The 25,420-nt window shown below is 51.6% G+C and carries 26 protein-coding genes; 12 read left to right on the forward strand and 14 right to left on the reverse strand.

What is annotated here, in order from left to right:
- Positions 1 to 303: 303 nt before the first annotated feature.
- Entirely contained in the window at positions 304 to 1,677 is a 1,374-nt protein-coding gene (locus J8X26_RS15160; protein WP_208951306.1) for an MATE family efflux transporter, read from the reverse strand.
- Between the two features lie 254 nt (positions 1,678 to 1,931).
- Between J8X26_RS15160 and J8X26_RS15165 the strand changes: the two genes are divergently transcribed.
- Positions 1,932 to 2,585 (forward strand): riboflavin synthase subunit alpha, encoded by a 654-nt coding sequence (locus J8X26_RS15165; RefSeq protein ID WP_208951307.1) that lies wholly within the window; start codon positions 1,932 to 1,934, stop codon positions 2,583 to 2,585.
- Between the two features lie 109 nt (positions 2,586 to 2,694).
- Here J8X26_RS15165 and cfa read toward each other — a convergent pair whose 3' ends face one another.
- A complete protein-coding gene (cfa, locus tag J8X26_RS15170; protein WP_165056904.1) occupies positions 2,695 to 3,846 on the reverse strand; it encodes a cyclopropane fatty acyl phospholipid synthase in 1,152 nt (383 codons plus the stop codon).
- Between the two features lie 360 nt (positions 3,847 to 4,206).
- Complete coding sequence (gene punC, locus J8X26_RS15175; protein ID WP_208951308.1) at positions 4,207 to 5,418, reverse strand: purine nucleoside transporter PunC; 1,212 nt, start codon at positions 5,416 to 5,418, stop codon at positions 4,207 to 4,209.
- 136 nt (positions 5,419 to 5,554) lie between these two features.
- On the opposite strand from punC, the gene punR reads away from it, so the two are divergent.
- On the forward strand, positions 5,555 to 6,460 hold the full coding sequence (gene punR / locus J8X26_RS15180) for a DNA-binding transcriptional activator PunR (protein WP_152325726.1): 906 nt from the start codon (positions 5,555 to 5,557) through the stop codon (positions 6,458 to 6,460).
- A gap of 36 nt (positions 6,461 to 6,496) precedes the next feature.
- Here the strand turns inward: punR and purR are convergent, their stop codons facing one another.
- Entirely contained in the window at positions 6,497 to 7,522 is a 1,026-nt protein-coding gene (gene purR, locus J8X26_RS15185; RefSeq protein WP_104922527.1) for an HTH-type transcriptional repressor PurR, read from the reverse strand.
- Between the two features lie 333 nt (positions 7,523 to 7,855).
- Between purR and J8X26_RS28050 the strand changes: the two genes are divergently transcribed.
- A complete protein-coding gene (locus tag J8X26_RS28050; protein WP_104922526.1) occupies positions 7,856 to 7,945 on the forward strand; it encodes a YnhF family membrane protein in 90 nt (29 codons plus the stop codon).
- 164 nt (positions 7,946 to 8,109) lie between these two features.
- Here J8X26_RS28050 and J8X26_RS15195 read toward each other — a convergent pair whose 3' ends face one another.
- Entirely contained in the window at positions 8,110 to 9,012 is a 903-nt protein-coding gene (locus tag J8X26_RS15195; protein ID WP_208951317.1) for a C40 family peptidase, read from the reverse strand.
- Between the two features lie 463 nt (positions 9,013 to 9,475).
- On the opposite strand from J8X26_RS15195, the gene J8X26_RS15200 reads away from it, so the two are divergent.
- On the forward strand, positions 9,476 to 9,817 hold the full coding sequence (locus tag J8X26_RS15200) for a Grx4 family monothiol glutaredoxin (RefSeq protein WP_015697793.1): 342 nt from the start codon (positions 9,476 to 9,478) through the stop codon (positions 9,815 to 9,817).
- Between the two features lie 112 nt (positions 9,818 to 9,929).
- Here J8X26_RS15200 and rnt read toward each other — a convergent pair whose 3' ends face one another.
- The 3 genes from rnt to J8X26_RS15215 all read right to left on the reverse strand — a co-directional run bounded on the left by rnt (position 9,930) and on the right by J8X26_RS15215 (position 12,411).
- The gene (gene rnt, locus J8X26_RS15205; RefSeq protein ID WP_152325727.1) at positions 9,930 to 10,613 is read right to left on the reverse strand and encodes a ribonuclease T; all 684 of its coding nucleotides are present in this window, start codon (positions 10,611 to 10,613) and stop codon (positions 9,930 to 9,932) included.
- A gap of 136 nt (positions 10,614 to 10,749) precedes the next feature.
- Positions 10,750 to 11,157 (reverse strand): lactoylglutathione lyase, encoded by a 408-nt coding sequence (gene gloA, locus J8X26_RS15210; protein ID WP_152325728.1) that lies wholly within the window; start codon positions 11,155 to 11,157, stop codon positions 10,750 to 10,752.
- 162 nt (positions 11,158 to 11,319) lie between these two features.
- Positions 11,320 to 12,411: an alkene reductase gene (locus J8X26_RS15215; RefSeq protein WP_152325729.1), complete on the reverse strand. Its 1,092-nt coding sequence runs from the start codon at positions 12,409 to 12,411 to the stop codon at positions 11,320 to 11,322.
- A gap of 402 nt (positions 12,412 to 12,813) precedes the next feature.
- Here J8X26_RS15215 and J8X26_RS15220 point away from each other — a divergent pair, with 402 nt between their 5' ends.
- Together J8X26_RS15220 and J8X26_RS15225 are read left to right on the forward strand one after the other, a co-directional pair.
- Positions 12,814 to 13,053 (forward strand): DUF1289 domain-containing protein, encoded by a 240-nt coding sequence (locus tag J8X26_RS15220; protein WP_152325730.1) that lies wholly within the window; start codon positions 12,814 to 12,816, stop codon positions 13,051 to 13,053.
- Between the two features lie 132 nt (positions 13,054 to 13,185).
- Positions 13,186 to 14,082, forward strand: coding sequence for an aldo/keto reductase family oxidoreductase (locus J8X26_RS15225; protein WP_208951309.1), 897 nt, complete (start codon positions 13,186 to 13,188; stop codon positions 14,080 to 14,082).
- A gap of 20 nt (positions 14,083 to 14,102) precedes the next feature.
- On the opposite strand, the gene J8X26_RS15230 is transcribed toward J8X26_RS15225, so the two are convergent.
- The 3 genes from J8X26_RS15230 to J8X26_RS15240 are packed head-to-tail and all read right to left on the reverse strand — an operon-like array spanning position 14,103 to position 17,248.
- Positions 14,103 to 16,154, reverse strand: coding sequence for an FUSC family protein (locus J8X26_RS15230; protein ID WP_208951310.1), 2,052 nt, complete (start codon positions 16,152 to 16,154; stop codon positions 14,103 to 14,105).
- A gap of 9 nt (positions 16,155 to 16,163) precedes the next feature.
- Entirely contained in the window at positions 16,164 to 17,021 is an 858-nt protein-coding gene (locus J8X26_RS15235; RefSeq protein WP_165056914.1) for an HlyD family secretion protein, read from the reverse strand.
- A 2-nt stretch (positions 17,022 to 17,023) separates the two neighbouring features.
- Positions 17,024 to 17,248 (reverse strand): DUF1656 domain-containing protein, encoded by a 225-nt coding sequence (locus tag J8X26_RS15240; protein WP_152326335.1) that lies wholly within the window; start codon positions 17,246 to 17,248, stop codon positions 17,024 to 17,026.
- A gap of 194 nt (positions 17,249 to 17,442) precedes the next feature.
- Between J8X26_RS15240 and slyA the strand changes: the two genes are divergently transcribed.
- Positions 17,443 to 17,877 carry a transcriptional regulator SlyA gene (slyA, locus tag J8X26_RS15245; RefSeq protein ID WP_152325734.1) on the forward strand — a complete coding sequence of 145 codons (435 nt, stop codon included), beginning with the start codon at positions 17,443 to 17,445 and terminating at the stop codon, positions 17,875 to 17,877.
- 112 nt (positions 17,878 to 17,989) lie between these two features.
- Here the strand turns inward: slyA and J8X26_RS15250 are convergent, their stop codons facing one another.
- A complete protein-coding gene (locus J8X26_RS15250) occupies positions 17,990 to 18,460 on the reverse strand; it encodes a glycine zipper 2TM domain-containing protein (RefSeq protein ID WP_152325735.1) in 471 nt (156 codons plus the stop codon).
- Between the two features lie 395 nt (positions 18,461 to 18,855).
- Between J8X26_RS15250 and anmK the strand changes: the two genes are divergently transcribed.
- The 5 genes from anmK to pdxY all read left to right on the forward strand — a co-directional run bounded on the left by anmK (position 18,856) and on the right by pdxY (position 23,538).
- Positions 18,856 to 19,974, forward strand: a complete 1,119-nt coding sequence (gene anmK / locus J8X26_RS15255) for an anhydro-N-acetylmuramic acid kinase (protein WP_165058651.1) — start codon at positions 18,856 to 18,858, stop codon at positions 19,972 to 19,974.
- Positions 19,975 to 20,058: 84 nt separating this feature from the next.
- Positions 20,059 to 20,370, forward strand: a complete 312-nt coding sequence (locus J8X26_RS15260) for an MliC family protein (RefSeq protein ID WP_152325736.1) — start codon at positions 20,059 to 20,061, stop codon at positions 20,368 to 20,370.
- A 103-nt stretch (positions 20,371 to 20,473) separates the two neighbouring features.
- Positions 20,474 to 21,139: a pyridoxamine 5'-phosphate oxidase gene (pdxH, locus tag J8X26_RS15265; protein ID WP_152325737.1), complete on the forward strand. Its 666-nt coding sequence runs from the start codon at positions 20,474 to 20,476 to the stop codon at positions 21,137 to 21,139.
- 162 nt (positions 21,140 to 21,301) lie between these two features.
- The gene (gene tyrS, locus J8X26_RS15270) at positions 21,302 to 22,576 is read left to right on the forward strand and encodes a tyrosine--tRNA ligase (RefSeq protein ID WP_152325738.1); all 1,275 of its coding nucleotides are present in this window, start codon (positions 21,302 to 21,304) and stop codon (positions 22,574 to 22,576) included.
- 101 nt (positions 22,577 to 22,677) lie between these two features.
- Positions 22,678 to 23,538, forward strand: coding sequence for a pyridoxal kinase PdxY (gene pdxY / locus J8X26_RS15275; protein ID WP_208951311.1), 861 nt, complete (start codon positions 22,678 to 22,680; stop codon positions 23,536 to 23,538).
- Between the two features lie 101 nt (positions 23,539 to 23,639).
- Here pdxY and gstA read toward each other — a convergent pair whose 3' ends face one another.
- Positions 23,640 to 24,245: a glutathione transferase GstA gene (gene gstA / locus J8X26_RS15280; RefSeq protein WP_208951312.1), complete on the reverse strand. Its 606-nt coding sequence runs from the start codon at positions 24,243 to 24,245 to the stop codon at positions 23,640 to 23,642.
- A gap of 199 nt (positions 24,246 to 24,444) precedes the next feature.
- Positions 24,445 to 25,311, reverse strand: a complete 867-nt coding sequence (gene dapA, locus J8X26_RS15285; protein WP_165056918.1) for a 4-hydroxy-tetrahydrodipicolinate synthase — start codon at positions 25,309 to 25,311, stop codon at positions 24,445 to 24,447.
- Positions 25,312 to 25,420 lie beyond the last annotated feature (109 nt).

A 25,420-nucleotide genomic window follows, 5' to 3' on the forward strand; every position in this document is an offset into this window, starting at 1 on the left:
GTCCGAGTGGACTCGAACCACCGACCCCCACCATGTCAAGGTGGTGCTCTAACCAACTGAGCTACGGACGCATCGTTTTCTTCGGTGTCAGCCAGTGTCGGCGACGGGGACGAATATTAGCGACCTCTCTGAATGCTGGCAAGGGAAAAAAGACATTTTACTGTCATATTGTGAGTGATTGCCGAGCGAATGCGCATTGCGTTGTTTTTTTAGGCATAACGGCCGGTCAGATGACGAAATTTTCCGCGCGCTGCATCACATTCGCCGCGCGCGGAATTTCAAACCATGCAATCCCAAATCAGATCAGCGGCCTGCTTTTTGTAAAATAGTAAATGAGGGTTGTTTTTGTAACCAGCGCATACGAAACGTCATCATGACCGCCGCAAAAGTCAGACCCAGAATGAAGCCGCACCAGAATCCGCTTGGCCCCATTTGCGGCACCAGCAGATCAGTCAGCCCGAGCACATAGCCCACCGGCAATCCCAGCACCCAATACGCGACAAACGTAATATAGAAGATCGAACGCGTATCTTTATATCCGCGCAGTACGCCGCTGCCGATCACCTGAATTGCATCTGAAATCTGGAACAGTGCGGCAAATATCAGCAGGTGAGACGCAAGCGTCACCACTTCGACATTGTCATTATAAAGTGACGCGATATGTTCACGGAAAATGATGGCGGCCATGCTTGTACAACAGGCCATCATAATGCCGGTCAGAATACTGGTGTAAGCCGCCACTTTGGCGCCTTCTACCGAAGATTCACCGAGCCGCGAGCCAACGCGGATCGTCGCAGCAACGCCCAGCGAAAGGGGGATCACAAACATCAGTGAGCCAACATTAAGTGCGATCTGATGGCTGGCGACGGCCACGATGCCTAGCGGTGAAACCAGCAGAGCGACAATCGCAAACAGCGTCACTTCAAAGAACAGCGCCAGCGCAATTGGCATCCCGAGCTGAATCAGACGGCGCAGCGTCGGCCAGTCAGGTTTTGCAAAGCGGGAAGGGGCAACGATATCGCGCATCGTATAATTGCGGCGCACGTAAAATCGCATCATGAAGAACATGACCCAGTAAACCGTGCCGGTTGCCACACCACAACCCACGCCGCCGAGGGCCGGCGCGCCAAATTTCCCGTAGATGAAAATGTAGTTAACGGGAATATTCACCAGCAGCCCGATAAACCCGAAGACCATACCGGGTTTCGTTTTTGACAAGCCTTCGCACTGATCGCGCAATACCTGAAAGAATAAATAACCCGGCGCACCCCACATGATGGCGTGCAAATATCCGACAGCTTTTTCTCTCAGTTCAGGATCGATGTTGTGCATCAGGCCGATGAGATGATCACATTGGGACAAGACGACAATGATCAGCACGGAAACGCCTGAAGCCAGCCAGAATCCCTGCTGGATCTGATGGCCGATTTTTTCGCGGCGACCGGCGCCGTTCAGATGAGCAACCGTGGGCGTCAGTGAAAGTAATAAACCATGGCCGAATAGAATCGCGGGCAGCCAGATGGAGGTGCCGACGGCAACCGCAGCCATATCGGTGGCACTGACTGAACCGGCCATAATGGTATCGACAACGCCCATGGCGGTCTGAGCGACCTGCGCAAGGATGACCGGGATCGCAAGCGCCAACAATACCCGCGCCTCTGCAAGGTACTTCTGCACTGATACACCTTTTTTGTTGATTATATTGAATAAAAAACGCCACGCGTGAAGGCATTTAAGAGCGGAAAATAGCCAGAAGATTGTACATCTTCAATATTTTTAAGCAAACAATGCTGTTAATGACCGGTTAAATAATGAAATCCGTCAATACCAGACTATTTTTGTCCGCAGAGATTTGGCTTTCATTTAATTCTGCGGCAAACTGACCTTAGCGTCGTCTTAATACAGCAGATTTAAACATTGAGGAATAGGCTATGTTTACCGGAATAGTTCAGGGAACCGGAACGGTCGTGTCCATTGACGAAAAACCGAATTTCCGTACCCATGTAGTGCGCCTGCCTGAGGATATGCTTGATAACCTCCAGTTGGGGGCTTCTGTCGCGCACAACGGTTGTTGTCTGACTGTCACAGAAGTGAAGGGGGATTTAGTCAGTTTCGATCTGATGAAAGAAACCCTGCGTCTGACCAATCTCGGCGATCTGAATGTTGGCGATCAGGTCAATCTGGAGCGCGCTGCGCGTTTTAATGACGAAATTGGCGGGCATTTAATGTCCGGACATATTATTTGTACTGCCGAAGTGGCGAAGATTCTGACGTCAGAAAATAACCGTCAAATCTGGTTCCGCATGCCGCATGAAGATTTAATGAAATATGTTTTACATAAAGGGTATATCGGGATTGATGGTATCAGCCTGACCATCGGGGAGGTGACCCGCACCCGTTTTTGTGTGCATTTAATTCCTGAAACGCTGCAAAGAACCACGCTGGGCACTAAGCGTCTCGGGGATAAAATTAATATTGAAATTGATCCGCAAACGCAGGCCATCGTTGATACGGTTGAACGTGTGCTGGCCAGTCGCGAAGCCGCAATCGCCACTGCGCAGGCGATGAACGAAAAGGCTGAATAATCATTTTCAGCACGCGCGTTAACAAGAACCAAAAAGAAAAACCAAAAAGAAAACCGGACATGAACGTCCGGTTTTTTGCTTTTAAAGCGTGGTAAAAGAATTCTGCGAATTAGCGCGGCACGCGCATCCCGCCATCCACACCTTCAGGGCTGAACACAACTTGCCAGAGCTGAATATCACGGGCTCTGAAAGCACCTGCACAGGCATTCAGATAATAGGTGAACATCCGGTGAAAGCGGTCGCCGTAACGCTCTGCCAGTTCAGGCCAGTGTTTCTGGAAACGTTCATTCCAGGCCATCAGAGTACGATCATAATCTGCGCCGATATTGTGCCAGTCTTCCATCACAAATAATGATTCGCTGTTTCGAGCAATTTGCTGGACAGACGGCAGGCAGCCGTTTGGAAAGATATATTTATCTATCCACGGATCGACACTCAGATCTGTTTTGTTAGAACCGATGGTGTGCAGCAGGAAAATGCCGTCAGGTTTGATGTTACGTCGGGCGACATTAAAGTAGGTCTCATAATTTTTGGGGCCCACATGTTCGAACATACCGACGGAAACAACACGGTCGAACTGATCGTTAAGATCGCGGTAATCCTGTAGCAAAATGGTGACGTCCAGGCCTTCGCAGCGTTTCTGGGCCAGCTTTTGTTGCTCGGCAGAAATCGTAACGCCAACTACGCTGACGCCATAATTGCGGGCTGCAAACTCAGATAATCCACCCCAGCCGCAGCCGATATCGAGCAAACGCTGGCCCGGTTTCAGTTGCAGTTTATCGCAGATCATTTTGAGTTTAGCTTCCTGCGCTTCTTCAAGCGTCGTGGCATCTTTCCAGTAGCCGCAGGAATATTGCATATACGGGTCGAGCATCAGGGTAAATAAATCATTACCCAAATCGTAATGTTCTTTCCCGACGATCCACGCCCGTTTACGGGACTGCAGATTGGTGAGGCGTGCTGCTGCGATACGTAGTGTGTCTTTAAAATGGTGGGGGAGTTTATTTTCCAAACCGGCACGGAGAACGCGCTGGAAAAATATATCAAGGCGCTCGCATTCCCACCAACCATCCATATAACTTTCACCCAGACCCAAAGAACCTTCCTGTAAAACACGCTTGAAGAAGTCAGTGTTTTTTACTTTAAGGTCGAAAGGGCGATTACCGTTAACCTGGATGTCTGCCGTAGCCAGCATTTCACTGACTATCCGATACCACTGATTGTCCTGAATGCTTTGGTCTTCTATACACGATGAACTCATAGCTTCTCCATCACTTTCTCTTCTGACTTATTAACCTGCCGGGAAAAGCAAAGGCTATTTTTGCAGGTCTTTATGAGAACAGACGACTTGCGCCACGTCCGATATTCGACACCAACAGAGGAAATTAGAAGAACGCCTGCACACAAAATGTGGGCAGGAAAATCATCCTTGAAAAACGAACCAGAATAAATAGTGTGACGCGAACCTCGCGCCGATGCTAACTATGTAATAAAAGTATTGTAAAAATGCTATTTTATTGGGTTCAGTTGAGTATAGGCTCGCTGGCTGGCATTCTCAATAGTTAATCACTACGAATGTAAATGTCCATTAAGTGATTGTTACGTAAAGTCATTATCACTATTAGTTTGCATTCCGTGCCTGCTGTTTCTGCACCGGTTCCTGTTCACCGGATTGCACTTCTTCCTGACGCAGTGACAGCCAGCGGCCTAAAACTACCAACAGTAGTGTAGACAGCATCGTGGTGACTGTCGCCATGAGTGGTTGCACAATAAATGCGGAAACCAGCAAACTCGCGAGGAAACATAGACCCAACTGCAGTGTATTTTGCAACGCCGCGGCCTTACCTGTATTAGCAGGAAATGGCATTAATGCATTTGCGACGACAATGGGATAAATCGCGCCATTCACCAAAGCCATCAGGCAGAACGGAATTAACAGACTCACCAGACTCGCATCAGTAAATATAGCCACGCCGAACAAACCCGCCACACTGACGCCATAACCTGCCAGCAGCCACGGCAGGATCTTATTCCCATCCGTTTTGCTGATCAGCACACGACACCCAAAACCGCCCAGAAGGAAAGCAATGGTCTGTGGAACATAGCTCAGGCCAATCACACCCGGCGAATACCCCATGTCGCTGAGAATAAACGGGGAACCAGTCAGCCACGCGAAAAAGCCGGCAGAGCAGGCGGCATAAATCATCACGTTACCGCTGTAAACCCGGGAAGCGAGAAGTTTCGCGAAACCGGTTTTATCAGCAGGAGCATGAACCTCTGGCGCATTTTCGCGCAGTGTGGACGTGGTGATAAGCAAGATAACGGCTACGGCGGTCAGCAGAACGAAAATCGCTTCCCAGTCAAAATGGTTGAGAACCCAGGCGCCCAGCAAAGGTGCCAGAGCAGGGGAAAGCGCAACCAGTGGCATGATGCTGGCAAAGGTTTTTTTAGCAACATCGGCAGAAAAGCGATCTACCACCAGCGCCTGCCAGGTGACGGCGGCGGCACAGACGCCGACAGCTTGCAGGAAACGCAGCGCCAGCAGGGCGCGGACATTCTCAACCCATAGCACGCCCAGACAACCGACGACAAAGAGCGCTAAGCCAATCAGCAATACCGGCTTGCGGCCAATCTTGTCGGACAACGGCCCCCACAACAGCTGACCGATGGCAAAGCCGCCAAGGAAAATACTCAGGCTGGCGCTGATCATGCCCGGGCTGGTCATCAGGCTGCTTTGCATCGCGCTGAAGGCCGGAAGGTACATATCGGTCGCTAAAAAGCCAAGCATGCTCAGCCCGGCAAGATAGAGCATAAATCCAAGTGAGGGTTTCATTATTGTCTCTTTAATTTATTTATTGCAGATGATTTGACGCGGAAATCGTATCGGATGCGGAGTTTAACGCTTTGATAACAGGCTTGTGAAACGCTAATATTTGCAATCTGCTATCAAAAATATTGAAGGCTAAACGATGTGGTCAGAATATGCACTTGAAGTGGTCGATGCCGTCGCCCGAACAGGCAGTTTTAGCGCTGCCGCGCAGGACTTGCACCGGGTTCCTTCTGCCATCAGCTACACCGTTCGCCAGCTTGAACAATGGCTGGCCGTTCCGTTGTTTGAACGCAGACATCGCGACGTTATTCTGACTCCTGCCGGTAAAGTTTTTGTCGACGAAGCGCGGGTTCTGACAAAAAAAATGATAGCGACCCGCCGCCAGTGTCAGCAGGTCGCCAATGGCTGGCGCGGAGAATTACGGGTGGCCGTTGACCGTATCGTTAAACCTGCGCGGACACGGCGGCTGGTGCTGGATTTCTATCGCCATTTCCCTGATACCGAACTCATCATTCATTCGGAAGTCTTTAACGGTGTCTGGGACGCGCTGGTCGACGGGCGGGCGGATGTCGCCATCGGCGCGACGCGGGCGATCCCCGTCGGTGGACGGTTCAATTTCCGCGATATGGGTTTTATGGACTGGCATTGTGTGGTTAGCGCGCAACATCCGCTGGCCCAGACGCAGGGAATACTGAGTGACGATCAGTTACGGCCTTATCCGGCGCTTTGCCTGGAAGATACATCGCGGACATTGCCGAAACGCGATACCTGGACGCTGGATAACCAGCGGCGGCTGGTGGTTCCCGACTGGACGTGTGCATTGGAATGTCTGAACGAAGGTTTATGTGTTGGCATGATGCCGGTTCACCGCGTGACACCCTGGATTGAACAGCAAAAATTACAGGTACTGTCGCTGGAAAATACCTTTCCGGACAGCCCGTGCTGCCTGACGTGGGATCAGAGCAATCCGTCGCCTTCGCTGGCCTGGCTGCTTGAATACATGGGAGACACGGAAACGATGAACCGGGAATGGTTGCGCGACTGAGAAAAAAACGCCTGCGGGACAGGCGTTTATTGAAAGTTAACGGCGGTAATCGCGGTACGGGCCGTCGGCTACGGAACGGCGCTCAACCAGTTTGGGATGCACTTCAATAGTCTGCGACTCTTCGCGTTTGCTGATAATTCTGTCCAGCAGCATGGTAAAGGCCATTTCGCCCAGACGTTCTTTTGGCTGATGAACTGTCGTCAGTGCCGGTGAGAAATAGCGCGCGTTACGCACGTTATCATAGCCAATCACGGAAATATCCTGCGGTACGCGCAGGCCCAGTTCATCGGCGGCACAGATTGCCCCCATCGCCATCACGTCACCGCCACAGAATACAGCCGTCGGGCGGTTTTTCTGCATCAGAATTTTGTGCATGGCCTGATAGCCCGATTCCGGCTCAAAGTCGCCCTGAACGACCCATTCTTCACGAAGAGGAATATTGGCTTCCGTCAGTGCTTTCACAAAGCCCTGGAAACGGCCGCCGCCGGTGTTTCGCGCCAGTTGCCCAGGGATCACGCCGATATCGCGATGACCGCGTTCAATCAGATAACGTCCGGCCATATAGCCGCCTTCAAACGCGTTATCGATAATGCTGTCGGTGAAATTCTTACGCGCTTCGCCCCAGTCCATCACAACCATCGGGATAGAGCGGTATTCTTCAAGCATATTCAGCAATTCGTCCGGATACTCCGCGCACATCACAAGTAAACCGTCGACGCGTTTTTGCGCCAGCATTTGCAGGTAGGCCTGTTGCTTCTCCAGATTATTGTGTGAGTTACACAAAATCAGCGTATAGCCTTTTGAGAAACAGCTGTTCTCCACGGCCTCAATCACTTCGGCGAAGTAGGGCGCTTCACTGGACGTTGCCAGCAGACCGATCGTTTTGGTGTTATTGACCTTCAGGCTGCGTGCCACAGCGCTGGGAGAATAGTGCAACTCTTTGATTGCAAGGAGAACCGCGGCTCGGGTTTCTTCGGCGACGAAACGGGTTTTATTGATGACGTGCGACACGGTTGTGGTGGAAACGCCAGCGCGCTTTGCGACATCTTTAATCGTTGCCATGTAAAAAATGACTCCTGTGCTCACGTGTTTCAGCACGTTAGCATTATGTTAATCGTTTGCTTGCGTGGATTTAACTGCTGACTTCGAAAAGGGCAGTGAAATCGTTGGGTGGATTCTTCAGAGTGAGGCGTGAAATGCTCTCGGGTGAAATCGACCGGCACACAGGCGTGGTAACCGACAATTTTCACTTATAATGCAGGAAAGTGGAAGTAAAATTGTCATGAACCTGGTGTCATTCAGCACAAGATTTTCAATGCGAATTATGAGAAAATGCGTTGGCACACATTCAGTGTGGCTATACGAACGCCACAATTTGATCCGTAAGGGGGTTTAATGGACAGCAACCTGAAATTTTCTTTGATCACTACGGTCTGCGCTTTGCTCGTGATTATTGCTTTCAGTTTCACCGCAGTGATGAACTGATTTGCGCGAAAGCCGCAATAAAAAGGGCGATTACCTATAACAGGAATCGCCCTTTTCAATTTTACGCAGTCACCCATTCCGCCGATACTCTTCCCTGCAGAAACTCTTCGTTAAATGCTATTCAATGGCTGATTAGCGAAACTTCAGACTTAACGAATTGTTTATTATCGGATCGTCTTAGGGGTCATTACCCGTCGTGCGCCTACATAATGATCTTGCCAGTAATCGTCACCCAGTGAGGTGATCTTAATGTCTTCGCCGGTGCGCGGTGACTGGATAAACTTCCCGTTTCCTACGTAAACACCGACATGGTCTGCGGCGCCGCGGTTATTAATCCGGAAGAAAACCAGATCGCCGGATTCTAATTCACCCCGTTTGACCGGGGCCGCATCGCGCAAGTGGTACATTTCATTCGCTGTGCGGGGCATTTTAATACGGATCAAATCTTTGTATGCGTAGTAAACCAGTCCGCTGCAATCGAAACCTGTATTCGGTGACGTTCCGCCCCAGCGGTAAGGTTTGCCGACCTGGTGCATCAGCTTGGTCATCGCGGTTTGTTGTGCGTGCTGATAACGTTTCTTGTGTGTTGCGCTGAGCGTTATCGGTTTACTGTCTTCTTCACGTAACTTTTTGCCTTTGCGGTGGCGGCCATACGCTTCTTTTTTACTGGCCTTTTCACTGCTGTTTTTAGCGAGAGAGCGGGTTTTCGTTTCCTTCCCTGCTTTCGCCTCGGCCCGGGTTGTCTTGAGTGTTTTTTCTTTTTTACTCTCGGCCCGCGTCTTTTTTACTGTTTTTTCAGAAGACGTCTTTCGCTTAACCAGTTCGGTACTTTTGACTTTCTTCTTCGAATTTTTTTCCTGAGTTTTAGGTTCTGAAACCGGCGCGACTTTGGTTTTCTTGCTGGTTTTCGCGGCTGCCGTTTTTCGCTTTCGGCGTTCTTCCGGCGTGACCTGGTTAACATGACTCTTTCGCTGGTCGGCAGCGACACGAGTCTGTGGCGACGCATGAGCCATATTCAGAAACAGCTGGGTAAAGAGCAGCACAAAAAGCGTGAACAGTAAGCGCATAGCTTCGTTACCATGAGTGGTAGGGTTAAACATCAGGGATGTCAGAGTATTGCCTAAAAGAACGAGACAAAACAGCACGAATTGCCTCGATTCTAGATCATATTGTGAGAAAAAGTTAATAGCTTTTTTTATGTCGAAATAACCGCCATTTTTAGTCAAAAAAATAACCACTTTTCATCATGTTATTATTTAAGTTAAAGAATGGGATTTTGCAAATCTGACATTATCGTGGAACGGCAAAAATGTTATTCTCGATGAATCTTTAAATATGTGAACCTGAACGCAAGCGCAAAAGATTGTTTAGCGAAATGCCAGTATTGAGAAAGACCCCACAAAAATTGGCGTTTTTATCTGGTGGCAGCCATCGTTACAATAGAAAGCATTGTGATTGCACACCGTCTCTGTGTGCTGCGCGTGAAGAGTAATGACCGTGACAGCCTGTACCGGCTTGAGGAAGCAAGAAATGACCACTCCAACGATTGAAAAAATTCAGAAGCAAGTTTCTGAAAACCCGATTCTGCTGTACATGAAAGGTTCTCCAAAACTGCCAAGCTGCGGTTTTTCAGCACAGGCTGTTCAGGCGCTGTCTGCGTGTGGCGAGCGTTTCGCTTACGTTGATATCCTGCAGAACCCGGATATCCGTGCTGAGATGCCAAAATTTGCTAACTGGCCAACGTTCCCGCAGCTGTGGGTTGATGGTGAGCTGGTTGGCGGTTGCGACATCGTGGTTGAGATGTTCCAGCGCGGTGAACTGCAACAGCTGATCAAAGAAACGGCTGAGAAATACAAATCCTCTGAAGAGTAATTCAGGGCGATTCAGAAATACCGTCAGCCTGACCCGGGGTTACCGGTAAAAAAAGAGCGACATTATGTCGCTCTTTTTATTTGTCATTTCGACTGCATGAAAGCCGCGAAAATTATTGCTGATTTTCTTCCGGTGCTTCTTCCACTTCGTTTTCATCCGCAGACAGTGCCAGCGGCCAGCCGCCGAGGCGTTTCCAGCGATTCACCAGCTCGCAAAACAGTTCTGCTGTGCGTTCAGTGTCGTACAGGGCGGAATGCGCCTGACTGCTGTCAAACACGATACCGGCGCTGATACAGGCCTTCGCCAGCACGGTTTGCCCGAGCACCAGCCCGCTTAACGCGGCGGTATCAAAGGTGGCAAACGGATGGAAAGGATTGCGTTTTAGCCCCGCACGTTCGGCGGCGGCCATCAGGAAACTGTGGTCAAAATTGGCGTTATGCGCCACGATAATCGCCCTGTTACAGTTCTGTTCTTTCATCCCTTTACGGATAACTTTGAAAATCTCGTGCAGCGCTTCGTATTCACTGACCGCACCACGCAACGGGTTGGTCGGATCAATACCGTTGAAAGCCAGCGCTTCCGGCACCAGCACCGAGCCTTCGAAAGGCTCAACGTGGAAGTGTACGGTTTCGTCGCTTTGCAGCCAGCCGTCCTCATCCATTTTCAGCGTGATCGCGGCAATTTCCAGCAGGGCATCAGTTTTGGCATTAAATCCGGCGGTTTCCACATCAATCACCACGGGATAAAAACCACGAAAACGACCTTTCAGGGCGTTAATGTCACTATTCTCGGCCATTAGCTTCTTAATCTTCATCGAATTCAGCGCGCATTATGACAAATTTTGTCACCCGTTACAGGGGCACGGAGAAATTGGCAATAAAAAAGGGCGCATCAGCGCCCCTGTCAGTGGTTAAGGCCATTATTGCAAAGGATTAATTTCCCAGACCCTGACCGGCATGTTTGGATTCGATCAATTCAATTTTGTAGCCATCAGGATCTTCCACGAACGCGATGATGGTTGAACCGCCTTTAACCGGGCCCGCTTCACGCGTCACTTTACCGCCCGCATTACGGATGTCTTCGCAAGTTTGCGCAACGTTATCTACGCCCAGCGCGATGTGACCATAGGCGGTACCGATGTCGTAGCTGTCTACGCCCCAGTTGTAGGTCAGCTCGATCACGGCGCCTTCACTTTCTTCGGTGTAACCCACGAAGGCCAGTGAATATTTGTACTCTGTATTTTCGCTGGTACGCAGCAGTCGCATGCCTAAAACGTCAGTATAAAAGCTGATTGAACGCGGCAGATCGCCGACGCGAAGCATGGTATGGAGTAAACGCATAATTTCCTCTTTATTCGCAGCATGATGATGATTATTTCAAGCCTAACTGATAGTGACCGGTTTGTCCGTAAAACGGCAATCAGTTGCTGAATGAGTGACCAAAAAAAGCGGCAACCGGAGGGCATCGGCTGCCGCAAAGAAGGTGTAAAAATTTATTATTGATTACAGCGTTGGGTAATCGGTATAGCCCTGAGCACCGCCGCCGTAGAAGGTTTCAGGTTTTGGTTCATTGAGTGGCGCATGTGATTTCAGGCGCTCGACCAGATCCGGGTTGGCGATGTAGCTGCGGCCAAACGCCACGGCATCGATGTAACCTTTTTCGATCAGCTCTTCGCCTTTTTCTGCGGTATACGCACCGGCACCGACAATCACGCCCTGATAATGCGCGCGGATCACTTCGCGGAATTCTGTGGTGTAAGGTTTGCCGCCCGCCCAGTCAGGTTCTGAAATGTGCAGGTAGGCCAGTTTACGTTTGTTAAGTTCATCCAGCAGATAGATTGCCGCTTCTTCCTGATCCTGACCGTTGTCGAGGCCGTTGAACGGGCCCATCGGGGAAATACGGATACCGACGCGATCAGCTCCGATGGCGTCAATGGCGGCGTCTACCACTTCGAGCGTCAGGCGCGTACGGTTTTCAATGCTGCCGCCGTACTGGTCTTCACGCAGGTTAGAGGCCGGAGACATGAACTGGTGCAACAGATAACCGTGCGCCGCGTGCAGTTCGATGTAATCGAAACCGGCTTCTGCTGAACAGGCTGCTGCGTGACGGAAATCATTCACAATGCCTGGGATTTCACTCAGCTCCAGCGCGCGCGGTGTCGGGCAATCGACGCGAATGGCGTGGCCTTGCTCATCACGCAGGCTGGTACGCGTATTAGGATTGACCGCTGAGGGCGCAACCGGCGTCTGGTTGTCAGGCTGAACGCTGTTGTGCGAAATGCGGCCGGTGTGCCAAAGCTGTACGGCGATGTGGCCGTTTTTCTGATGCACGCCGGCAACAATTTTTTTCCAGGCCGCAACCTGTTCCGGCGTGTGCAGGCCGGGTGCGCCCGCGTAACCTTTCGCCTGGAAGGAAACTTGTGTCGCTTCGGTGATGATAAGGCCGGAGCTGTGGCGCTGTGCGTAATATTCACCCATCAGCGGCGTCGGGATATCACCCGGTTCAATGCTGCGCAGGCGGGTCAGTGGAGCCATAAACACGCGGTTTGGCAGAGTGTTTTTACCAACAACAAGAGGGGTGAAAAGCTTAGTCATTTTGAGTAACTCCGAAATTATGGGATTGATCGGTATGACATTATGGAGCGTACTCCCCGCATACGACCGTTTATTCATGGCTCTTTCTATCGTATCCGGGGCGCTTGTGACTACGCGCACGGTGCCTTTTCGAAAAAACTTACCCTGCGTAGTATCACTGTGCGGGCGAAAAATGAAGAAAAAAGAGCCGGCGGGTGCCGGCAGAGGTGAGGGCAAACATCTGTTTTCTTATCGATGTCGGGGAAACAGTAGGGCTGTTTTCAGACAGAATATACAGCCACGCGTAAGGTAGCAGCGCCGTGTTGCAGATATTTGAAGATTGAGACATCGGGCGATAAATCATCTTGCGGGATGGCGAGAAAACGTCTTGAATAAAAGTTCACCGTTATTTGCGGAGGGCGTGTGGCCCAGCAGCTTGAGTTTTTCGACATCCCCAGTCCGTGCCGTGGAATTTGTCAGGCCGATGAACGTGGTTATTGCCGTGGTTGCCTGCGCAGCCGCGAAGAACGTTTTGGCTGGATGAAAATGACCGATGCGGAAAAACGCCACGTGCTGCGCTTATGTCAGCAACGTTTAGCGCGCCAGCAACGTGCCGGAAAACAGCCGGACGAACCGCTGCCGGAACAACCCGAACTGTTCTGAATACGTAACGCAGATTGTCAGGGTCGTGATGGCGGTCTGTTTCTTTGCAATTCTTCCGCTTCGCATCAATACAGCATCACAGACGTTGTGTATTCTGTCGCTTGAAAATACGAAAAACTTAAGGGAATCATAATGGAAGCACGTACTCCGATTTCGCCGCAAGGCCCGGTTTTTTCAAAACTGATTTGCGGTTACTGGCGTCTGATGGAATGGAATATGACGCCGCAGCAGGTTCTGGCGTTTATGGAGCAGCATATCGAGCTGGGTATCACGACCGCCGATCATGCGGATATTTATGGCGATTATCAGTGTGAGGCGGCGTTTGGCGCGGCTCTGCGTCTGAAACCGTCGTTGCGCGAAAAAATGCAGCTGGTGAGCAAATGCGGTATCGCGACTAAAGCAAACCCTGACAACAAGATTGGTCACTACATTACCGATCATAAATATATCGTTGAACGCGCTGAGAAATCCCTGAGCAATCTCCATACGGATTCGCTGGATTTACTGCTGATCCACCGCCCTGATCCGCTGATGGATGCCGACGAAGTGGCAGAAGCGTTCACGCAGTTGCATAAAAGCGGCAAAGTGAAACACTTTGGTGTCTCCAATTTTACGCCAGCGCAGTTCAGCCTTTTGCAGTCGCGCCTGCCGTTCTCACTGGTCACCAATCAGGTAGAAATTTCTCCGATTCATCAGCCCGCTATTCTCGACGGAACCTTAGATCTCTGCCAGCAGCTGCGTATCAAACCGATGGCGTGGTCCTGTCTGGGCGGCGGTCGTCTGTTCAGCGAGTCAGAATTCCAGCCGCTGCGTGACGAGCTTCAGGCCGTGGCCAATGAAACCGGTGCAGACACCATTGAACAGGTGGTTTATGCGTGGGTGATGCGTCTGCCTTCACAGCCGTTGCCGATTATCGGTTCGGGCAAAATCGAACGCGTGGCGTCAGCACTGAAATCATTATCGCTTGAGATGACGCGCCAGCAGTGGTTCCGCATCCGTAAAGCGGCTCTGGGTTACGATGTTCCGTAACCCGTTTTGAGTCTTAACGGTCAGGCGGGTTTTGTGGCAGCAAGCGCAGGATCCGCCGGGCCGTCATCCGTTGAAATCGCCTGTTGTAGCTGTGACAGCGAGCAATATAAACGCCAGATCACTCCCGCCAGATCGCGCGCCGCCGGTTCAGGATGATGCGCCAGTGATTCACTCATACGCAGTAATTCAGCCAGCGTACCATCCAGATTTGCATGGCTGACGCCACGCTCCGTCATCACGCCTTTCAGACAATGAATACAGACATCACGTACCGCAGAAAGCGGGTCGGATCGCGTTTCCCATTCGCGTAGCTGCCAGACGATGTGACTGCAATTGAGCAGCACCACCCCCCAGCGCAGCAGCCATGTACGCGAGATCTGGTCTTTACTCTGATTCAGCTGATTCATCCGGTGGTAAATCAGGGATTCAAACTGGAAATGGCTCAGAGAAGGTTTACGGCTGAGCTGATCCATAAAGTCGCGGCGCAGGGCGCGAATAATGCGACGGCTTTTACGTTTATCCGAACTTGGGCGTAAAACCTGGAACGCGATCCCCGCCAGCATGACGCCCGCAATTTTGGCGACGCCGTCATTCATAAACGATCCGTAATCAAAGTCCGGCGGGTTTGTGACGGCCAGAAACGAGCCCATAAACACGATCATCTGGCCCCACAATCCGGCGTACCTTTTGTATTGCAGCTTCATCATCTGCATGGTCACCAGCATCGGCAGGAAGAACGCGCAGAACACCCAGAAATTATCGATTTGTACCATCAGGCCGAATTTCAGTAAAAAACAGCCAATGAATAACAGGCCGAGCGATTTAATTAACAGCGTGATGCTGCCGATGGGCGATGCGGTTGAGGAATAAAGCACGCAACTCACTGCGGTCAGCGCCACGGCACCGGCACCGGAATCCCATTGCGTGGTCATCCAGAACGCACATCCGATAACAATACACAGGAACGTCCGCAGACCGTTATAAGCAGCTTCAACGGTGTCAGTATGCTGAGCGAGATGGCTGATTCTTGGTGGTTGCAACATTTCTGCTTCTGCGGCATTGGCATTTTCAACGCGGCGCAACCAGCGTTCACTGCGCAAATAAAGCCAGCAAAAATCACGCAGCCGCTTCCAGAATGCCTGATGGCGAAAATCTGCGGTGTCATGAGGCTTAATGCACTGAAGGATTTTTGATAGCCTATATTTATCGGTGTCCGGTTTGCGGAGTTCATCGAGTAAAACGGTTAATACGTCGGCCAGATTTTCCGGCGGATGGGGCCAGTTCAGCAGCATCCGGCGAAGGCTGGAAATGTAGCTTGTCATGCGCAGTTGCTGATGCAGCAAATAATTGAGAACGTTGTTCTGACGGCGCAGGCGGTAATGGCTCCAGACAGCCTGAATGCGCAGCAGATTCATGGTCAGGATTTGCCCGATCAATCCTTCATGCGAAGTACGGATCTGCTCATTGATTTCGGCCCGCCACAGCAACTGCGCGTGCTCCAGCAACTGTGTGTGCATTTTTCGCAGGGAAGTGAGCAGGGCGTCGCCGTCAGAGGTGCTCGGCAGAACCATCATCATGAAACCGCCGCACAAAATACCGGTGATCACTTCCCCGACGCGTGCCTGTGCGATATCAAAAATCTGCGTCGTGTCGGTCACGTCTACGGTCGAAAACGCGATGATCGCCGCGGTATAACCGGCCAGCGCGAAGGCGTACGAAACGTTATTTTGATAGTGGTTGGAAATATACGTACAGACGCCCAGCCAGGCGGCGATAGAAAACGTAAACAGCCACGGCTCATTCAGACAGTGTCCGGCGATAAAAACTGCGCCCACCGCCCCCAGCAGGCTGCCAATAATACGTCCGATACTTTTACTGATAACGCCGCCAACGGTGGGGAAACTCACGACTGCCGCGGAGGTCAGTGCCCAGTAAGGCTCATCCATCTGGAATTCAAAGGCGATATACAGCGCCAGGATCATGGCGATAGAATTGCGCAATGCGTATCGCCATTGGCCGCCGGTCGCTTTGCCCCACGGCGTATTTTTCCACTCGAGCCAGGAAAGATTCACGGCAGGGCCTTAATCACGGATGGAAATAGTGCAGGTGGTACCCGCCACCAGAACGACATGTTCGGGGACATTTTCCAGCTTAATCCGCACCGGAACGCGCTGTGCAAGACGAACCCACGGCACATTAGGTTTCACGTTCATCAGCAAATCCGACGGCGTATCCAGGCTCTGGTCATAAATGGCGCGGCCAATACTTTCGACGCGCCCCTGAAGCGGAATATTCCCGTTAAATAAAGTGATATCAGCCTGGCTGCCTTCGCGAATACTTTTTAGTTTCGTCTCTTCGAAATAGCCGAGTACGTAAAAAGAATGAATATCTACCAGCCCCACCAGCGGAGTGCCCGTGGTGGCGTAATTCCCTTTGCGGGTTTGCAGGTTGGTTATATAACCGTCAGTCGGCGCGACAATATTGGTTTTACTCAGATTCCATTTTGCCTGTTCTAAGGACGCCTGCGCAGCCTGATAAGCAGCCTGCATGGCTTTGGCACTGATATTCGATTCATCCAGCGACTCGGCAGAAATAACGTTAGTGCCCAGACCGCGACGGCGCGTTGCCTCATGCTCTGCTTTGGCTAGATCTGCCGCCGCTTTTGCCAGCGCCGCCTGTGCATTATCGACAGCGATCCTGAAAGGAACCGGATCCAGGCTGAACAGTGGGTCTCCGCTTTTTACGAACTGATTATCATGGATATTGATGTCGATAATCCGTCCGGAAACCTCAGGCGTGATGTCGACAATTTCGGCGCGAACTTTGCCGTCTCGCGTCCACGGCGATTGCATATAGTAATTCCACATCCACCAGCCCGCACATATAGCGACCGCAAAAACCAGCACGGTTGAGAAATATTTGAGTGTCTTAAATTTCATTTTTAGATGTTCACCATAAGCATCAGTGCGGCACAAATAGAGATAACAAAAAGGGATAAATCCATCAGGGTGGGATGCCACACTTCACCAGAATAAATCCAATCACGCAGAACCCGGTGTATCAGAAGCCAGAAAACCAGCCCCAGTAAAAATGCTTTGAACATTGGGGGGAAATAAAGTGAGGCACCCAGGACCAGATCCGGTAAGGGGAAGCCTGAGTGAAACATTTGCGCATTCACAATATTAATCTCTGCCAGTGATTGTGTTATAAACAAGTTTACCTTTGGAAGCAGGCGACCCGCTTCCGGATGCAATAGTACCTACCATTATATATAGAATTGTAATTTCTCGATTAAAGTTCCTAAAACTAAGCTAAACTCTGGGGAGTTATCTTAGCATGCTAATTATAAGGAGGGGATAATTGGAATCGAATCTGGGGTCAGATCTAGCACGATTAGTTCGTGCCTGGCGTGCGTTGATTGACGATCGGCTAAAACCATTGGAACTCACGCAAACACATTGGGTAACACTGCACAATATCAATATGTTACCTCCTGAACAGTCTCAAATTCAGCTCGCAAAAGCCATTGGGATTGAACAACCTTCTCTGGTCCGCACGCTGGATCAGCTCGAAGAAAAGAAACTGATTACCCGTCAGACTTGTGCCAGCGATCGCCGTGCTAAACGCATCAAGCTGACTGAAGAAGCGGAACCTATCATCAGTGAAATGGAGTCGGTGATTGATTCCACGCGCAAAGAAATTTTGTCAGGGATGTCGTCTGCAGAAATTGAACAACTGGGCGGAATGCTGTCCCGGCTGGAAAAAAATATCGCTTCCCTGCAAAGCAAATCATAAGAATTGAGTTTTTTTACGTCACACAGCGTTGTATTTGCTCTGCCGGAAAAGCAGGGCGCATAAAAAAAACCGAAGCCATTGGCTTCGGTTTTTTGTTTTGCGGGGAAAGCTATCAGGCACCAGGAGAGACAGTAATGGTGCTGCCGCTGCTTGCCATGCTCACACGCTGACCGACGCTGAATTTGGTCGGTCCGGCTTTCTGAACAACCTGGATTGTGCTGCCGTCATCGCGACGGATTTGTAGTTCCACACCGTTTGAACGGTTAAGAGAACTTTGAACGCCCTGACCGGCTACACCACCGGCAACAGCACCAGCGGCGGTTGCCAGGCTGCGGCCAGTACCGCCACCGACAGTGTTACCCAGGAAGCCACCGAGCACAGCACCGCCCAAAGCGCCGACGATGTTCGCATCATCTCCGCCCTGAATCTGTACTGGACGTGCAGAAACGATAGTCCCGTAGGTAACTTGTTGAATTTGCTTAGCCTGAGATGCGGAGTAAACATCGCCAGACAGAGAATTATCGTTGACGCAGCCAGCAAGGGTTGCACCGGCAAGGGCGACGACGAGTAAACGCTTAATCATAAAGAGCTCCTTTTTTTATGCTACTGCACATCTTTCAGAGTAGCGGCAGCAACAGAGAAAAAACAGTACACAGTTCAACATCAGTGTCGAGGGTGTCATAACAGAAATTCACTTCACTATCTCCAGTATACAGGAGAGGGACTCAACTAATAATAAACGCAGGTTTAAGTTTTAGACAGCCATCTTTAAATCAAAATTTCTGGCTTAATGTTGTTATTGGCGATTATTACAGCGCACCTATTTTTAAAAATAAAAAACCGTAACAAGAAAAACACGAAGTCATCACACGGCGTAATAAAAAATTCAGTAACTCATGGCGCTGCTCTCTAAATACCGATTACTCTGTGGCTATTACTTTGTCGGACGTTTTTCCTGAGGAGTTGGGGATGTTATCTATGAAGTCAGGTCGCTATATCGGGGTGATGTCCGGCACCAGTCTCGATGGTGTTGATGTTGTGCTGGCCGCCATTGACGAACGCATGGTGGCGCAGCAGGCGAGCTATTCTCATCCCATTCCTCTGGCGCTAAAAAATGCCATTCTGGGGATGTGCCAGGGGCAACAGGTGACGCTTGAACAGGTCGGCGAGCTCGATACTCAGCTGGGAATTTTATTTGGCGAAGCAGTTTTAGGCTTACTGAAAAGTGCCAACATCTCTGCGGACGAAGTCACAGCGATCGGCTGCCACGGGCAGACCGTCTGGCATCAGCCTAAAGGCAAAACCACTTTTTCGATGCAGCTTGGCGACAACAACCGTATTGCGGCCATGACCGGTATTACTACCGTGGGCGATTTCCGCCGCCGCGATATGGCGTGGGGCGGGCAGGGCGCACCGCTGGTTCCGGCGTTTCATCAGGCATTACTGTCTGACGCTGCTGAGCGCAGGATGATCCTGAACATAGGCGGCATTGCGAATCTCTCTATGCTTTTGCCGGGACAACCGGTGCGCGGGTATGACACCGGGCCGGGCAATATGCTGATGGATGCGTGGATCTGGCGTCATAAAGCCCGGCCTTACGATAAAGGTGCGGAATGGGCTGGTCAGGGGCGGGTCAATTTGCGTCTGCTTCAGCAGATGCTCTCGGATCCCTATTTTGCGGAGCCTGCGCCGAAAAGCACCGGGCGTGAATATTTCAATATGGCGTGGCTGGAAAAACAGCTCGCGCGATCACCGGAAATTGCCCCCGCAGATGTTCAGGCCACGCTGGCCGAACTGACGGCAGTAAGCATCGCCGAACAGGTTCAGCTGACCGGCGGCTGCGATCGCCTGATGGTGTGCGGTGGTGGCGCACGTAATCCGTTACTGATGGCGCGGCTTTCAGCGATGTTGCCGGGCACTGAAGTCTGCACTACGGATTCCTGTGGTATCAGCGGTGATGATATGGAAGCGCTGGCGTTTGCGTGGCTGGCATTCAGAACGTTATCCGGCCAGCCGGGTAATTTGCCGTCCGTGACCGGTGCCAGCCGCGAAACTGTGCTTGGCGCGATTTATCCGGTGGTTTCAAGCCGTCCCTGATGCGTTCTCGGTTTTATCTCAATGTGCTGCGCCATCTGGCGTGGTACATAACGGAGGTAAACCAGAACCTACAGGGAGCACCATATGAAAAAGGCGATTATCGCTTCGTTAGCCGGATTAACGCTGGCAGGATGCAGCCAGTTCAGTCATCAGGCTGAAAGCCCGACGGAAGAATTACATTATCAGTGCGGCACGTTGCCACTGACCGTCACGCTGGATAAACCGGCACAGCAGGTAAGCATGGTGCTGGATGGCGAGCAACTGAAACTCAAACAGGTCGAAGCCGCCTCAGGAACCCGTTACAGCGATGGCCGCTATACCTTCTGGTCAAAAGGCAATCAGGCCTTCGTCCAGCGCGGGGATAACGTCATTATCGACGATTGCGTCCAGAAATAGCCTCGCTTTCCGCTTTCCAAAACCCTGCGTCAGGAACGTTGAGATCCTGACGCGTCGGGTGCACAATGCGTTTTACCTTCCTCAGAGACGCATTTGAATCCATATGGCTGATAACAAAGAATTTGATATTGCGGACTCGCGCCGTGAATACACGCGCGGCGGGCTGCGTCGCGCAGATCTAACTCCCGAACCGCTTCCTTTGTTTGAACACTGGCTGAAGCAGGCCTGCGATGCGCGTCTGGCGGATCCGACGGCGATGGTTGTGGCGACCGTTGACGAACGCGGGCAACCGTTTCAGCGTATCGTTCTGTTAAAGCACTATGACGAAAAAGGACTGGTGTTCTACACCAATCTGGGCAGCCGCAAAGCGCAGCAGTTAGCGAACAATTCCCGCATCAGCCTGCTGTTCCCGTGGCATATGCTGGACAGACAAGTCATCGTCCTCGGTCAGGCAGAACGCCTCTCCACGCTGGAAGTCATGAAATATTTCACCAGCCGCCCGAAAGACAGCCAGATCGGCGCCTGGGTATCGCAGCAGTCGAGCCGTATCTCCGCGCGCGGCGTGCTGGAAAGCAAATTCCTCGAACTCAAACAAAAATTCAGCAACGGCGAAGTCCCGCTTCCCAGCTTCTGGGGCGGTTTTCGCGTGAAAGTGGATTCGATGGAATTCTGGCAGGGCGGCGAACATCGTCTGCACGACCGGTTTATCTATCAGCGCGATGAAGCAGAAACAGAAACTGGCTGGAAAATAGACCGCCTCGCCCCCTAACCATGAAAAAATACGCGATTCCCTAGCGCTCGGACGACGAGCGCTTTATTCTATGTCGTTCCCCGTAAAGGTGAGAGAAAAGGCACATGCTCGGCATGTTGTCAGACATGAATCTGCACACATTCAGTACATAATTTTCAGTACATACAAACGGAGTCTTTGATGGCGAGCAGCAACCTGATTAAACAATTGCAAGAGCGGGGCCTCGTTGCCCAGGTAACGGATGAAGAAGCGTTAGCTGAGCAACTGGCGCAAGGGCCAATTGCACTCTATTGCGGTTTCGATCCTACCGCAGACAGCTTGCATTTGGGTCATCTGGTGCCATTGCTGTGCCTGAAACGCTTCCAGCTGAATGGCCATAAACCTGTGGCGCTGGTCGGCGGTGCGACCGGCCTTATCGGCGATCCGAGCTTTAAAGCCACTGAACGTAAACTGAATACCAATGAAACGGTCAACGAGTGGGTTGAGAAAATCCGCCAGCAGGTTTCTCCGTTCCTGGATTTCAACTGTGGCGAAAACAGCGCCATTACCGCGAATAACTACGACTGGTTTGGCGGCATGAACGTGCTGACTTTCCTGCGTGATATCGGTAAACACTTCTCCGTTAATCAAATGATCAACAAAGAAGCGGTGAAACAGCGCCTGAACCGTGATGACAGCGGCATCTCCTTCACCGAATTCTCATATAACCTGTTGCAGGGTTACGATTTCTCCGAGCTGTACAACCGCCATCAGGTGGTCCTGCAGATTGGTGGTTCCGACCAGTGGGGCAACATTACGTCCGGTATTGATTTAACCCGCCGTATGCACCAGAAACAGGTCTTCGGCCTGACCGTTCCGCTTATCACCAAAGCTGACGGTACCAAATTCGGTAAAACCGAAGGCGGCGCAGTCTGGCTGGATCCGAAGAAAACCAGCCCGTACAAATTTTACCAATTCTGGATCAACACAGCAGATGCCGACGTTTACCGCTTCCTGAAATTCTTCACCTTCATGAGCATCGAAGACATCAATGCGCTGGAAGAAGAAGATAAAAACAGCGGTAAAGCCCCGCGTGCACAATACGTTCTGGCCGAAGAAGTGACCAGCATGGTTCATGGCGCAGAAGGTCTGGCTGCCGCGAAACGTATCACGCAAAGCCTGTTCTCCGGTTCCCTGAGCGAAATGACCGAAGTCGATTTCGGCCAGCTGGCGCAGGACGGCCTGGAGCTGTTTGAAGTCCCGCGTGATACCGACCTGCAACAGGCGCTGGTGATCGCCGGTATGGCGCCGTCTAAAGGTCAGGCACGTACGATGATTTCGTCAAACGCCGTGTCCGTTAACGGTGAAAAACAGACTGACACCGAGTACAGTTTTACTGACAGTGACCGCCTGTTTGGCCGCTACACCTTGCTGCGTCGCGGTAAAAAGAACTACACCCTGCTGCTCTGGGCATAAGTTTTACGACCGGCACGACGGGGAGCGAAATGCTCCCCGTTTTGACCTGTGATCTCAGCTATTCCGCCATCCACCGATGACGCTGCTATCGGAAATTCCTCATGAAAAGCATTCTTTCTATCCAGTCTCATACTGTTTTTGGGCACGCCGGCAACAGCGCGGCTGAATTCCCTATGCGTCGTATGGGCGCAAACGTTTGGCCGCTGAATACGGTTCAGTTTTCCAACCACACCCAGTACGGACACTGGACAGGCTGCGTGATGCCCGCCAGCCATCTGACCGAAATTGCGCAAGGAATTGCGGAAATCGATCGCCTGAAAGACTGTGACGCCGTGCTGAGCGGTTATATCGGCTCGCCGGAGCAGGGGCAAAGCATTCTGGAGATCGTCCGGAAGGTGAAAGCGGCGAATCCCAATGCCTGGTATTTTTGCGATCCGGTTATGGGGCATCCAGAGAAAGGCTGCATCGTGGCGCCGGGCGTGGCGGAATTTCACTGCAATCAGGCGCTGCTGAACTGCGATATCGTTGCGCCAAACCTGCTGGAGCTTGAACTGCTGAGCGGGCATGCGGTGGCAAGCGTTGAAGAAGCCGTTACCACGGCGCGTGAGCTTATCGCGAAAGGCCCGAAAATCGTGCTGGTGAAACATCTGAGCCGGGCGGGATATCACAGCGATCGTTTTGAAATGTTGCTGGTGACGGCGGATGAAGCCTGGCATATCGACCGCCCGCTGGTCGATTTTGGCGTGCGTCAGCCTGTTGGCGTGGGCGACCTGACCAGCGGATTATTGCTGGTGAATCTGCTCAAGGGCGAGGCGCTGGATAAAGCGCTGGAGCATGTGACCGCCGCCGTTTATGAAGTGATGCTGACCACTCATTCGATGGGCGAGTACGAGCTGCAAATCGTCGCTGCGCAGGACAAAATGGTTAAACCGGAACATCATTTCCCGGCGGTAAAACTGTAACCGGCGTAAGGATCGGATCCGCGTAAACGCGACATCACGCTTCAATAAAAATGCCCCGGACTGATTATTCAGCCGGGGCATTTTTTTAACTCAGGGAATGCTTATTTCAGGCCTTCAGCCTTCATGGCTGCGTCAACAGCCGGACGTGCAGCAACACGCTCCAGATAGGCGTTCAGCTCGCTCAGAGCCGTGAAATCAAACTTCAGCGCTTTTGCCCAGCCCATCACGGTGAACAGATACGCATCGGCTACGCTGAAACGTGTACCCAGCAGGAAAGCGTGACCTTTCAGGGATTCATTCACGTACGCAAATTTCTTGCTCAGCGCTTCGCGGGTCAGTGCCTTGAATTCGTCAGGCGTTTTCGGGTTGAACAGCGGCGAGAAACCTTTGTGGAGTTCGGTCGCAATGTAGTTCAGCCATTCCAGCGCATGATAGCGGGCCAGCGTACCTTGTTCCGGCATCAGCTGGCGGTCGGGTTTCTGCTCAGCCAGATACTGAACGATGGCAACGCCCTCGGTCAGAATGCTGCCGTCACTGAGCAGCAGGGTTGGGATTTGCCCTTTCGGGTTCACTGTCAGGAAGTCATCACCGGTTTCTGTTTTCTTGGTCGCCAGATCGACTTTCTCAATACTGAAATCCAGACCCGCTTCACGCAGGACGATATGTGGAGAAAGGGAACAGGCACCGGGTTTGTAATACAGTTTCATAAACACTCCATTGGATGAGCTACCAGCCTGCGCCCGCGAAACATTTCGGCTTCGGGAAACAGCTGCACGGCGATATAAGGTCTGCTTCTATCCTAGAACCGGCGGGAGCAAAAGTCAGTGATTTAATTGTGACGGGGCGTTCAATTGTTCACTTTATACCGCACCGGATGACGGATGTTTTGCCCACCATCCGGTGAAATCAGCGGGAGCGCTGGTTCAGGAAATCACGTACCGCCGTTTCTACATTTTCCGGTGCAGTCAGCATTGGCGAACGCAACTCATTGTCCATCAGCCCGTCGAGTGAAAGAGCGTATTTAATCGCCGCCGGGTTCGGCGCGGAGAACATCAGGCGGATCATCGGCAGAAGGCCAAAGAATGTTTTTCGGGCGGCAACAATGTTCCCCTCTCTGAACTGCTTAATCAGCGCCACAAACTCTTCCGGGAAGATATGTGATGACGCCGCAATCGCGCCTGCTCCGCCGAGACTCAGGGTCGAGAAAATCTGCACATCTTCGCCACACAGAACGTCCAACTCGCCGTCTGCAATCAGTGAAAGCGTCAGGTCGATGCTGCCGCCGCAATCTTTCACCGCAGTAATCTGCGGGTGTTTAGCCAGCTGGCGCAGTGTGTCCAGTTCCATGTGTACACCGGTACGATAAGGGATGTTGTACACCACAACCGGCACCGTCGAGTGGTCGGCAATTTCGGTAAACCAGGTGACCAGCGCGGCCTGAGAGGGGCGAATATAGTAAGGCGCGGGGATAAGCAGACCGGCAACAGGACGCTCTGAAATAGCGTCCTGCATGGCGCGGATCACCGGCATATGCGTGCCGGAAAGTCCCATGATCACCTGCTGGCCGGGAACGACTTCCAGTACGGCGTCCAGCACCTGAAGCTGTTCTTCTTTGGTGAGCATTGGCGCTTCACCGGTAGTACCACAGACGACGACGCCGTCCACACCCCGTTTGAGGAGCCGGGTGCACAATGATTTGAGTGCAGTAAAGTCGATCTCACCCTGATGGAAAGGCGTGACCAGCGGGACCCAGATACCTGAAAACGATGACATGTTGTAATTCCTTAAACGGCGTGTTTTATCAGCCTCGGATCATGTCAGTAAAACAGGGACGAGCGCCAATTGAATGAATTAATAAGGTGTTTTGAGTTATCTATGGTGC

This window comes from Rahnella sp. ChDrAdgB13, assembly GCF_017655185.1.
GTDB lineage: Bacteria > Pseudomonadota > Gammaproteobacteria > Enterobacterales > Enterobacteriaceae > Rahnella > Rahnella contaminans.